The sequence below is a fragment of the Caminicella sporogenes DSM 14501 genome (assembly GCF_900142285.1).
Taxonomy (GTDB): domain Bacteria; phylum Bacillota; class Clostridia; order Peptostreptococcales; family Caminicellaceae; genus Caminicella; species Caminicella sporogenes.
Genome location: NZ_FRAJ01000003.1, coordinates 290965 through 303059, shown reverse-complemented (window position 1 = coordinate 303059; position 12095 = coordinate 290965). Strand labels below are relative to the sequence as shown.

The 12095-nt window shown below is 28.0% G+C and carries 11 protein-coding genes and 1 other annotated feature (1 of these 12 running past the window's edge); of the genes, 9 read left to right on the top strand and 2 right to left on the bottom strand.

Features of this window, described 5'->3' with window-relative positions:
- Positions 1 to 13 precede the first annotated feature (13 nt).
- A complete protein-coding gene (locus BUA90_RS01585; protein WP_072965626.1) occupies positions 14 to 1009 on the bottom strand; it encodes a hypothetical protein in 996 nt (331 codons plus the stop codon).
- Between the two features lie 473 nt (positions 1010 to 1482).
- On the opposite strand from BUA90_RS01585, the gene BUA90_RS01580 reads away from it, so the two are divergent.
- The gene (locus BUA90_RS01580; RefSeq protein ID WP_072965625.1) at positions 1483 to 3066 is read left to right on the top strand and encodes a DEAD/DEAH box helicase; all 1584 of its coding nucleotides are present in this window, start codon (positions 1483 to 1485) and stop codon (positions 3064 to 3066) included.
- Positions 3067 to 3120: 54 nt separating this feature from the next.
- Here BUA90_RS01580 and BUA90_RS01575 read toward each other — a convergent pair whose 3' ends face one another.
- Positions 3121 to 4791 (bottom strand): methyl-accepting chemotaxis protein, encoded by a 1671-nt coding sequence (locus tag BUA90_RS01575; protein ID WP_072965624.1) that lies wholly within the window; start codon positions 4789 to 4791, stop codon positions 3121 to 3123.
- A gap of 232 nt (positions 4792 to 5023) precedes the next feature.
- On the opposite strand from BUA90_RS01575, the gene BUA90_RS01570 reads away from it, so the two are divergent.
- From BUA90_RS01570 to BUA90_RS01535, 8 genes are all read left to right on the top strand, one after another.
- Positions 5024 to 6304 (top strand): replication-associated recombination protein A, encoded by a 1281-nt coding sequence (locus BUA90_RS01570; RefSeq protein ID WP_072965623.1) that lies wholly within the window; start codon positions 5024 to 5026, stop codon positions 6302 to 6304.
- 135 nt (positions 6305 to 6439) lie between these two features.
- The gene (locus BUA90_RS01565; RefSeq protein ID WP_072965622.1) at positions 6440 to 6889 is read left to right on the top strand and encodes an RrF2 family transcriptional regulator; all 450 of its coding nucleotides are present in this window, start codon (positions 6440 to 6442) and stop codon (positions 6887 to 6889) included.
- A 51-nt stretch (positions 6890 to 6940) separates the two neighbouring features.
- The gene (nifS, locus tag BUA90_RS01560) at positions 6941 to 8128 is read left to right on the top strand and encodes a cysteine desulfurase NifS (protein ID WP_072965621.1); all 1188 of its coding nucleotides are present in this window, start codon (positions 6941 to 6943) and stop codon (positions 8126 to 8128) included.
- Positions 8118 to 8570: a Fe-S cluster assembly scaffold protein NifU gene (gene nifU / locus BUA90_RS01555; RefSeq protein WP_408608424.1), complete on the top strand. Its 453-nt coding sequence runs from the start codon at positions 8118 to 8120 to the stop codon at positions 8568 to 8570. The genes nifS and nifU overlap by 11 nt, the downstream gene beginning before the upstream one ends.
- Before the next feature lie 163 nt (positions 8571 to 8733).
- A complete protein-coding gene (mnmA, locus tag BUA90_RS01550) occupies positions 8734 to 9837 on the top strand; it encodes a tRNA 2-thiouridine(34) synthase MnmA (protein WP_072965619.1) in 1104 nt (367 codons plus the stop codon).
- Between the two features lie 78 nt (positions 9838 to 9915).
- Positions 9916 to 10452 carry a PRC-barrel domain-containing protein gene (locus tag BUA90_RS01545; RefSeq protein ID WP_072965618.1) on the top strand — a complete coding sequence of 179 codons (537 nt, stop codon included), beginning with the start codon at positions 9916 to 9918 and terminating at the stop codon, positions 10450 to 10452.
- An 89-nt stretch (positions 10453 to 10541) separates the two neighbouring features.
- Positions 10542 to 10724 (top strand): hypothetical protein, encoded by a 183-nt coding sequence (locus BUA90_RS01540; protein WP_072965617.1) that lies wholly within the window; start codon positions 10542 to 10544, stop codon positions 10722 to 10724.
- A gap of 51 nt (positions 10725 to 10775) precedes the next feature.
- Entirely contained in the window at positions 10776 to 12002 is a 1227-nt protein-coding gene (locus BUA90_RS01535) for an AI-2E family transporter (RefSeq protein WP_094756662.1), read from the top strand.
- A gap of 63 nt (positions 12003 to 12065) precedes the next feature.
- Positions 12066 to 12095, top strand: a binding site (T-box leader) (it continues 200 nt past the right edge of the window).

Genomic DNA, 12095 nt, shown 5'->3' with positions numbered 1-12095 from the left:
TTAAATTTTGACTTTAATCAATGTTTAAATGTATATCGCTTTTATTTATGTATATTATTTTATCAGAAATAGTTAGAATTTTATATTTATTTTTGAAGAAAGTATGAACAGTTTGCCCTCTGAAGTTACTGTCTTTTATAACAATAACGGGTTTATTATGAAATAAAACTACATCTTTAAAGATGCTGAAGTTTTCAAATTCTTGATTCCAATAATATTTATTTTTATATGTGTCAGTATCAACTAATTTAAATTGATTAGCAGGTGGTATTGAATTTTTGTTTTGAGCTTTAAAAGTTTTTTTAATTCCAGAAACGATTATTTCAAGTGTTGAATTTTTTATAAAGTCTATATTGTTTTTAATAATGTTTTTAGTCCATTCATCAGCTTTAGCGTTTTTATCAATTAAGTTGCTTCTAAAAATTTCTTCAGAAAATAAAGTTTCTTTCCAAAGTTTTTTGAAATATTTATTTTTATACATGTAAATTTCAATAAATTTTTCATAATAATATGCACCTAATCGTTCATCAGCTATTTGATACGTAATTAAGAAGTTGTAATTTTTGTTTGGAATTTTTATAAATTTGATATTTTCTATTGGAAGTAGATTTTCTATTTTATCATAAAATATGTAGTTACCGTTATTTTCAGTAAATATACAAATAACAGCTCTATCTTTTGATAAGTTGAGATTAATTATGAGTTCTTTTTTGTCATTGGGAATGATATTTGAAAAGTATATATTTAAATCTATGTAGTCGATATATTTTTTCCAATTTTCATATTTGAGACTGTTTAAACATATTTCTTTGATTGTGTTTTCTGCTTTTTTTTTGACATCTGGATTATTAGAATTATAATTTTTTAATAGTTTATTTGTAATAGTAGGTTCAATACTGCTGACTAATGAATATGCAACAACTTGAATTATGCTGTTTTCATTGTATTTTATTAAAAGGCTGGTTGTAAGTATTAAGAGTATTATAAAATAGATGATAATTTTTTTCATTTTTAATCATTCCTTTCATAAAGATATAAATAAAATTTAACTTTGAATTTAATTATCTTATATAAAAATATATGATGGAAAAAATAAAATAGGCCGAAAGATGAATAAAATAACTTTTGATTATTAGACATATTGCTTTTTTTCTGATATAATAGGCAGAGCATGTAAGAATGAAAGTTTGCCTCTAGCATTTTTACTCTTGCTAGAGGTTTTTTATTTTAATAAAAAAGAGTTTAACTATTTTAAAAAATTTTAATGTTCAATATATAAGTTGTTTCAATTAAGAGAGTAAATCGCAAGTTATTTTCAGTTAAAATTTTGAATTTAGATTGTTTTTTAAAGCTTATATAGGATAATTTCAAAACTTATAATATGAAATTTGCAACTTATAAAAATAAAATAGGAATGACCTTTAAAATACATGTAAAAAATAAAAGTGAAAACTTAAAGAAGTGAAAGGAAAGTGAAAAAATATGAAGAAAAAGAAATTTGAAGATTTGGATTTATCGCAGGAGATAAAAAAAGCTATTGCAGATATGGGATTTGAGGAGCCTACTCCAATTCAGATGCAAGCTATTCCATATATTTTAGCAGGAGAAGATGTAATAGGACAGGCACAGACAGGTACAGGAAAAACTGCAGCATTTGGGATACCTGCTTTAGAAATGATAGATTCGAAGAATAAGAAACTGCAGGTGCTTATTTTATGTCCTACAAGAGAATTAGCCATTCAAGTTGCTGAAGAGTTGAGAAAACTTTCAAAGTATAAACAAAGTGTCAAAATTTTACCGGTATATGGTGGACAGCCAATTGAAAGGCAAATAAAAGCCCTTAAAAAAGGCGTACAAATTGCTATAGGTACTCCCGGACGTGTTATGGATCATATGCGTAGGGGTACTTTAAAGATGGATTGTGTAAAAATGGTGGTTTTAGATGAAGCAGATGTGATGTTAGATATGGGGTTTAGAGATGATATAGAAACGATTTTAAAAGGAATAGAAGGTAAAAGACAGACAATTTTATTTTCAGCTACTATGCCTAAATCTATTTTAGATTTGACAAAGAAATATCAGAAAAAACCTAAATTGGTAAAAGTTGTTCATAAAGAATTAACAGTACCAAATATTGAACAAGTTTATTTTGAAGTGAAAGAAAAAAATAAATTAGAACTTTTATGCCGATTGATTGATATAAATAATCCTAAGTTGTCAGTAGTGTTTTGTAATACGAAAAAGAAAGTAGATGAATTAGTTACAAAACTTCAAGCTAGAGGATATTTTGCTGATGGGCTTCATGGGGATATGAAGCAATCTCAAAGAGATAGAGTTATGGATAAATTTAGAAATGGCAGTATAGAAATTTTAGTTGCAACTGATGTTGCTGCTAGAGGAATAGATATTGATGATGTAGAAGCTGTATTTAATTTTGATATACCACGAGATGAAGAATATTATGTGCATAGGATTGGAAGAACAGGTCGTGCAGGAAGAACAGGTCGTGCTTTTACGTTTGTAGTAGGAAAAGAAATATATAGATTAAAAGAAATACAGAGATATACAAAGACAAAAATATTAAGGAAAGATATTCCTACTATCAGCGATGTAGAAGAAATAAAAATGAGTATATTTTTAGAAAAAGTAAAAAATATTATAGAAGAAGGACATTTGAGAAAATATGTGGGATTAGTTGAAAGATTGCTTGAGGAAGATTATACTTCTATTGATATAGCAGCGGCTTTATTTAAAATGGCAATCGATAAGGAAAATAAAGAAGAAGTAGAATTTGAAAATGATTTTGAAAATACAGGTGCAGAGCCGGGAATGGTGAGATTATTTATAAATGTGGGAAGAAAACAAAATATAAGAGCAAAAGATATAGTGGGGGCTATTGCAGGGGAAACAAGCCTTTCAGGGAAATTGATAGGAAGTATTGATATATATGATAAATATACTTTTGTAGAAGTTCCAAGGGAATATGCAAGAGAAGTATTAATGTGTATGAAAAATAATCAAATAAAAGGAAAAAAAATAAATATTGAACCTGCTAATCCTAGATAAAGGGTTAATTTTAAAATTTAAAAACAAAAAAGCGTCTTTGACGCTTTTTTGTTTTTAATATTTAAATTTAGAAACTAATTGTTTTAATTCTTTTGCCAGTTCGTTTAGATTGACAGAAGAAGTAGTAATTTCTTCTATAGAATCATGCTGTGATTTGGCAAATGAAGCTATTTCTTGTGTTGATGCTGCAGTTTCTTCAGATACTGCTGAAATATTTTGTATAGAGTCTATAATGCTATTTTTACTTTTGTCCATTTCTATAATTTTATTATCTATTTCTTGGATTTGGGCAATCATTTTATTTATAGCTGTTGATATACTATTAAAGTCATTTTCGGTTTCTTTAACGGCGTAATCTTGTTCTTCAATTATAACTTCGATTTTTTCCATAATGTCTTTAGTATTAATAATTTGGTTTCTAATGCCTTCAATGATGGAAGATATGTTTTTAGCAGATTGACTAGATTCTTCAGCTAATTTTCTTATTTCTTCAGCTACTACTGAAAAGCCTTTTCCATGTTCGCCTGCTCTTGAAGCTTCTATAGCAGCATTTAAAGCTAGTAAATTGGTCTGTTCAGTTATATTATTTATAACATCTACGAGATTATTGATTTCTTCAGCTTTTACATATAATTGATTAATTACAGAAGCTATTTGTTTTGTAGTTTCGATACTTTCTTTATTTCTCATGTTAAGTTGATGTATAGTTTTTAAACTTTTATCATTTTTTTCTTGAGTTATTTTTGAAGTTTCTCTCATGATTTTTGAATTGTTAGATATGTATTCAATTTTTTCACCTAAATCGACTACCATATTTGCTATAGTTTCGACATCTTGAGCTTGTTGCATAGCTCCTTCTGATATTTCTGAAATAGTCAGGGTCATTTTTTCATTTGAATCAGCAGTTTCTTCCATTGATTTAGAAAGAGTTTCTGAAGATTTTAGAAGAGTGTTTCCTGTATTATCTATTTGTTTTACGAGCTCTCTTATTTTGTCTACAAATCTATTAAAATATTGACCTAATTTTCCAATTTCATCTTGTGATTTTATATTTATTCTTTCAGTTAAATCGCCTTCGCCATTTGCTATATTTTTTAATTTGTTCGATATTTTTTCAATTGGTTTTGCTATACTTTTAGAACTAATCATAATAATTGTTATTAAAACAATGATACCTAATACCAATATGATATATTCTATATTTTTTAAAGTTTTGATTTTTTTATCATAGGATTCCTGATACATTTGTACTGCTTTATGTATTTCATTTTTTACATTCATTGCATTATTAAAAATGTATTTTTTGTTATAATCAATATTTTCGCCATTTAAAACAGCTTCTACACTATCTGCATATTTATAGGCAATTTTTTTTGCTTTTTCTAATTGAGCTACTATTTGATGATTTGTATTTTTTGAAAGACCTAAATCTTTATCTCCTTTTATCAAAGCGTGCATGTACTTTCTATATGTTGCTAATTCCTTTTCAAGTATTTTTTTTGTATCTGACTTTACTTTGCTGTCGTTTTCTTCTAAATATTTAAAAGTATAAAGACCTAGCAGCATAGTTCTCATTCTTTGACTTCCAGATATGTTTATAGATTTACCGTCATCGTTTAATTTATACAGAGTATCAAATAGGATAAACATGTTTACTACAAATGGCAAAAAAGTAATTATTAAAATTATAGATATTTTCTTTTTTATCGAATTAAAATAAGACAAACTCATCTCCTCCATCTGAATTTTTTAGAATATTTTTTCAAATAAATTATATTAGAAATTTTATAAGATTGTCAAATAATCTATCTTAGAATTCAAGATGACTATTTGCTATTTTTAGCTTATACCCATTTAAAATGATATAAAACTTAAAATAAATAGCTTTTAGATATTTTTACAAAATGATATAATCATAGGGAATATTTTAAAATATTAGAAAGACTGGTGGTACTGTATGAATAATAAACCATTAGCAGAAAGAATAAGACCTGAAAAATTAGAGGATGTTTTTGGACAAGAACATATTTTAGGTAGAGGCAGAATATTAAATAGAATTTTAAAATCGGGCAGGATAACTAACATGATATTTTATGGACCACCCGGAGTAGGTAAGACTACTGTAGCAAATATAATTGCTAATATGACGAATAAGAGATTTTATAAACTTAATGCGACAAATGCGTCAGTTAAAGATGTAAAAAATATTATTGATGAACTGGATACATTGTTTTCTGTAGATGGAGTTTTATTATATCTTGATGAGATACAAAATTTTAATAAAAAACAACAGCAGTCTTTACTAGAGTTTATAGAAACGGGAAAAATAACTTTAATAGCGAGCACTACTGAAAATCCTTATCATTATATTTATAAGGCTATTCTCAGCAGGTCGACAATATTTGAGTTTAAATTATTGAATAAATCTAATATTATAGATGGCTTAAAAAGAGCTATTAAAATTGTTGAAAGTGAATTAAAAGATAAAAACATAAAAATAGATGAAGAAGCTCTTGAATATATAGCTAATGTCAGTAATGGAGATTTGAGAAAGGCATTAAATGCACTGGAAATAGCAATATTTTCTACAAATTTAGATGAAAGAGGAATAATTCATATTGATTTAAATACTGCATATGATTGTACTCAAAAAAAGATACTAAATTTTGATAAATTTGGAGATAATTATTATGATATTTTAAGTGCATTTCAAAAATCTATAAGAGGTAGTGACCCAGACGCAGCAATTCATTATTTGGCTCGTTTAATTAAAGCTGGAGATTTGATTTCTATATGTAGAAGACTTCTTGTTACAGCTTCAGAAGATATAGGACTTGCTTATCCAAATGCTATTAGTATAGTAAAAGCTTGTGTTGATACTGCACTGCAGGTAGGACTTCCAGAAGCTAGGATACCTTTGGCGGAGGCAACTCTTTTGCTTTCAACAGCTCCTAAATCAAATTCAGTTATAAAGGCTATAGATGCAGCACTATATGATATAGAAACAAAAGATATAGGAGATATACCAGCATACCTTAAAGATGCTCATTATTTTGGAGCTTCAAAATTAGGAAGAGGAATAGGATATAAATATCCTCACGATTATGACAATAATTATATAAAACAGCAGTATTTGCCAGATAATATTAAAGATGTTAAATATTATATTCCTGGAAAAAATAAATTAGAAGAAAAGATAAAAAGTTATATAAATAGGTTAAAGGGTAGTGAATTATAAAGAAATTAGATTTGCAGATTATAAATTAAAACTAAGTAAATAGTTATTACCTGAATGTTGACAAATTTACTTGGGTATAATATACTTAAAATTAAATTCCAAGTAAATTAGTTGGAATTTGAAGGGAGTGAAAAAGTGAAGTTATCTACTAAAGGAAGATATGGACTTAAAGCTATGTTGGAACTTGCTCTTAATTATGGGGAAGGTCCTATAGCATTAAATAGTATAGCAGAAAGACAAAATCTTTCAGTTCATTACTTAGAACAACTTATAGCTTCTTTGAGGAAGGCAGGATTAGTAAAGAGTGTAAGAGGAGCTCAAGGAGGATATATGTTGGCTGATAAACCTGAAAATATAACAGTAGGAGATGTAATAAGAACTTTAGAAGGACCTATAGCACCAGCAGAATGTGTTATAGAAGACGATAATAATGATTGTTCAAAAGCAGATTACTGTGTAACTAGAATTATATGGGAAAAGATAAAAGTCAGCATAGATGAAGTAATTGATAGTATAACTCTTCAAAATATGGTTGATGATTATAAAAAAATAAACGATTCAAATTCTTATATGTATTATATTTAAATTAATAAATTTTTAAATAAATTAGATGAATTAACTTGAGGGGATGATTTTATGAATAGAAAAGTATATCTTGACTACTCAGCTACGACTCCAATGAAAAAAGAAGTTCTTGAAGAAATGATGCCGTATTTTAGTGAAAAGTTTGGCAATGCTTCAAGCATACATTCTTTTGGTAGAGAAGCGAAAAAAGCTTTAGATATAGCTAGAGATAAAATAGCTAAAGCTATTGGTGCGGATTTTAAGGAGATTTTTTTTACTAGCGGGGGTTCTGAAGCAGATAACTGGGCTATTAAAGGTGTTGCTTTTGCAAATAGAGATAAGGGCAATCATATTATTACATCAAAAATTGAACATCATGCAGTACTTCATGTGTGCGAATATCTAGAAAAACATGGATTTGAAGTTACTTATTTAGATGTTGATGAATATGGAGTAGTAGATTTGGAGCAATTGAAAAATTCTATTACAGATAAGACGATACTCATTTCAATAATGTTTGTAAATAACGAGATAGGAACTATTCAGCCTATAAAAGAAATAGCTAAAATAGCAAAAGAAAGAGGAGTATATTTTCATACAGATGCTGTACAAGCTTTAGGGAATGTACCAATTGATGTAAATGATTTAGGTGTAGACCTTATGAATTTTTCAGCTCATAAAATTTATGGGCCTAAAGGTGTTGGAGCTCTTTATATAAGAAAGGGCGTAAAAATTCATCCTCATATTCATGGTGGAGCACAAGAGAGAAAGAAAAGAGCAGGTACTGAAAATATACCTGGGATAGTTGGATTTGCAAAGGCTGTAGAATTAGCAGTAGAAAATCTTGACTCTCATATTGAACATGTGAGAAAATTAAGAGACAGGCTTATAGATGGTGTTTTAAAAAATATTGATTATGTGAGATTAAATGGACATCCAGAAAATAGACATCCGGGAAATGCTAATTTTTGTTTTGAATTTATAGAAGGAGAATCACTACTTCTCAGTCTCGATATGGTTGGAATAGCTGGTTCGAGTGGTTCAGCCTGTACATCAGGTTCGCTAGACCCATCTCATGTGCTTATGGCAATAGGGCTTTCGCATGAAATTGCTCATGGCTCTTTGAGACTTACTGTTGGAGATTTTACAACAGAAGAAGATATTGATTATACTATACAACAGCTTGTTAAGATAGTTGATAGATTGAGACAGATGTCTCCATTGTATGAGAAAGTAAAGGGAGGACAAAATAATGTATAATGAGAAAGTTATGGATCATTTTATGAATCCAAGAAATGTTGGAGAGATAGAAAATGCAGATGGAGTTGGACAAGTAGGGAATGTAAAATGTGGGGATATAATGAAGATGTATCTAAAAATTGAAGATGGGGTTATAGTCGATGTAAAATTTAAGACTTTTGGATGTGGTTCGGCTATAGCGACATCAAGTATTGCAACAGAAATGATAAAGGGAAAAACTGTAGAAGAAGCAGTTAAACTTACAAATAAGGCTGTTGTAGAAGCTTTAGAAGGACTTCCAGCTCAAAAAGTACACTGTTCAGTTCTTGCTGAACAAGCAGTAAAAGCAGCTTTATATGATTATGCACAGAAAAACAATATAACTATTAAAGGGCTAGAAGATTTTAAACCAGTTGAAGATGTTCATGAACATCACGATGAAGATGATGAAGATGAAGAATAAAAAAATACCCGGGTTTTAACCTGGGTTTGTTTATTGTATGAAGTTTTGAATATTTTTTACATAGAGATATAAACTATTTTTAACAAACAATTGATATTAATTTTTTGGGGTTAAAATTTATAAAAGCTAGTAGATAAATAATTTAAAGTTAGTAGGTGAAAGTATGACTGCATTAGATAAAAATAAAGTAGTTGTAGGTATGAGTGGTGGAGTTGATAGTTCTGTTGCTGCATATCTTTTAAAAAAGCAGGGATATGAAGTAATTGGTGTAATGATGAAAATTTGGCAAGAGCCTAGTGAAGAATATATTGAAAGCGAGGACGGATGCTGTGGGCTTTCAGCAGCAGACGATGCGAGGAGAGTAGCAAATAAGATAGGCATACCATTTTACGTTGTAAATTTTAAATCTGTTTTTAAAGAAAAAGTTATAAATTACTTTATTGATGAATATCTTAAAGGAAGAACTCCAAATCCATGTATTGCATGTAATAGATATATAAAATTTGAAGAACTTCTTAAAAAAGCTCATTCTTTAGGGGCATATTATGTGGCAACCGGGCATTATGCAAGGATAATTTATGATGATGAGAAAAAAAGGTATTTAATAAAAAAATCTTCAGCTGAAATGAAAGATCAAACTTATACTCTTTATAATTTAAAGCAGGAACAGTTAAAGCATATACTTATGCCTTTAGGAGAGTATACTTCAAAGGAAGAAATAAGGAAAATAGCTGAAGAAATTGGACTTGATGTCGCAAATAAACCTGATAGTCAAGAGATATGTTTTGTTCCAGATAATGATTATGGAAATTTTATTGAAGAAAATATAGAAAACAAAATTGAGCCCGGTGATTTTGTAGATACAAAAGGTAATGTATTGGGAAAACATAAAGGTATTATACATTATACAATTGGACAGAGAAAAGGACTTGGATTATCTCTTGGGAAGCCTGCTTATGTAATTAATATTATACCTGAAAAAAATCAAGTAGTTATAGGAGAAAATAAAGATGTCTTTTCATTTAAATTGATAGCTCAAGATGTAAATTTTATATCTGTTGACAAATTAACTAAACCATTAAAAGTACAGGCAAAGATAAGATACAGTGCAAAACCTGCAGAGGCTGTAGTAAAACCTTTAGAAAAAGACAAAGTTATTGTTGAGTTTGAAAATCCTCAAAGGGCTATAACACCGGGACAAGCAGTTGTATTTTATGATGGAGATATATTAGTAGGTGGAGGAATAATAGAAAAAGCTGTTAAATAAAAATGCACATTATTTTGTGCATTTTTTTGTTTAAAAAAGAAAAAATAAATATTATAAAAAATTAAAATGGTGATAGTTATGCTTAGAATAAGTGAAATAATTGGGTATCCTGTTATATGTAGCGACACAGGAAAAAAAGAGGGAGAAGTTAAGGATGTTTTGATAGATTTGAACTCGAAAAAGCTATCAGCACTTATAATTGATTGTGGAAATATTTTGCACAAAATAAAGATAATTCAATTTAATGATATTTTTTGTATAGAAAAAAAGTTTATAAAAGCAAAATATAAGAAAAATCTCATATCAAAAAAGAAATTTATGGGTAGCCGTGATTTTTACAAAAAAGTTGATGAAATTATTGGGAAAGAAGTAGTATCTGAAAAAGGAGCTTTGATAGGATTTGTACAAGATATATTATTTAAAAATAATGATGGAATGATATTGGGATTAGTATTAACAAATGGTTTTTTAGATGATATATTTAGCGGGATACAAATTATTCCTGTAGATAAATCTATTGATTTATCTAGTTCTAAAATATTATTATCTGAAAAGATGAAAAATACGATTTTAAATAATATTGGCGGTTTGAAAAAATTTCTAGAATTAGAGTAATGTAATATACACAAACTAATTATAGAGAATCAATTTATGCACATAATTTAATGAAATGAAAGAGTTAATTTAAAAAAAGGAGTGTTAATATGAGAAGCAGATTTATGTCGGGAATAATAGCAGGCAGCTTATTTGGAGTAACAGCTAGCATGTATGCTTTATATAAAACTAGTCCTAGACAGAGAAGAAGAATAATGAAGAAAGGTACTAGGGCTATAAGAGATGCTTCAAAGTTTATGGGTGCAGTTTCTTCATTGAATTTATTTAGATAGTAAAAAGCAGCTTATTTAAGCTGCTTTTAATGAATTTTTTAAGGTGATAAAATGGATAGTCAAGGTGCTTTTATACAATTATTGACAAATACTAAAAATATTAATTTAATTTATGTGGGAATTAAGATTTTAATAAATAGCTTACTATTTGTATTATTAATATTTACATTGTATTATTTAGTTCATATTGGAAATAGATATGTTAATTATAAATACAAAATTAAATTTAATAGAAAAATTTACATAATAATATTTTTGACAGTAATTGCAATAATATTTATGATAATTTTTTATGTATATAGAAATGTTATTATATCAAATTTAATTCCAATAATATGGGCTGTAATTTTTGCGTATCTCTTAAATCCGCTGATTTGTAAATTGATGGAATACAGATTATCTAGATTTTGGAGTGTAACTATTGTCTATTTTGGAATATTTTTAATTATGGCTATATTTTCATTTACCATAACTCCTAGAATGACAAAAGAAATAAAAAATTTTACGGAAATTTTGCCGTCTTATACAAATAGAACATTTAATTTTATTAATAATTTATATTATAAATATATGGTCAGTATGAATAGTTTACCACCTGAATTTGTAGGCATAGATGTTGCACTGAGAGAATATTTAAACAATATTCAAGTACATATAATAGACCTTTTTAGGCATATAACTCAGAAAGGATTGAATTTTTTTTCAAATCTAGTAGGAATTGTTCTTGTGCCTATATATGCGTTTTATTTTTTGAAAGATACAGATTATTTTAAAAAGAAAGTTATAATTTCTATTCCAGCAAAATTTAGAGAAGAGATGATAAGTATTTTTAAAGATATAAATAAAGTTTTAAGTAGATTTATAAGAGGTCAATTAGTAATAGCAGCAATAGTTGGTATATTAAGCATATTTGCTCTATTAATACTTAAAGTTAGATTTGCATTTTTAATTGGAACAATAGCTGGTATTTCGAATGTTGTTCCATACTTTGGTCCTATAATTGGTACAGTTCCAGCTGTGATAGTTGCTTTGCTAGATGAGCCTATTAAAGCACTATGGGTTATCTTAGCTTTTTTTACAATTCAGCAGATAGAAAGTGCTGTATTATCACCTAAAATAGTTGGAGATAGCGTGGGACTTCATCCTATATTTGTAATTTTAGTTTTGCTAGTAGGGGGAGAAATGTTTGGTATAATAGGTTTGTTATTTGCAGTGCCATTTGCTGCAAGCATAAAAGTTATTATGAAGCATATTGTAAAAATGTTGATAAAAATCTAAAAATGGCTAATAAGGATTGACAAATATAAACATATCCTATATAATCTAGACAAAAAAGAATATGTACAGGCTATGAAGGAGAGGAGTAAACTA

Bases quoted from the DNA above. Each gene is read 5' to 3' on its own strand.
- BUA90_RS01585 (WP_072965626.1), bottom strand. From the start codon at position 1,009: ATGAAAAAAATTATCATCTATTTTATAATACTCTTAATACTTACAACC.
- BUA90_RS01580 (WP_072965625.1), top strand. From the start codon at position 1,483: ATGAAGAAAAAGAAATTTGAAGATTTGGATTTATCGCAGGAGATAAAA.
- BUA90_RS01570 (WP_072965623.1), top strand. From the start codon at position 5,024: ATGAATAATAAACCATTAGCAGAAAGAATAAGACCTGAAAAATTAGAG.
- nifS (WP_072965621.1), top strand. From the start codon at position 6,941: ATGAATAGAAAAGTATATCTTGACTACTCAGCTACGACTCCAATGAAA.
- mnmA (WP_072965619.1), top strand. From the start codon at position 8,734: ATGACTGCATTAGATAAAAATAAAGTAGTTGTAGGTATGAGTGGTGGA.
- BUA90_RS01545 (WP_072965618.1), top strand. From the start codon at position 9,916: ATGCTTAGAATAAGTGAAATAATTGGGTATCCTGTTATATGTAGCGAC.
- BUA90_RS01540 (WP_072965617.1), top strand. From the start codon at position 10,542: ATGAGAAGCAGATTTATGTCGGGAATAATAGCAGGCAGCTTATTTGGA.
- BUA90_RS01535 (WP_094756662.1), top strand. From the start codon at position 10,776: ATGGATAGTCAAGGTGCTTTTATACAATTATTGACAAATACTAAAAAT.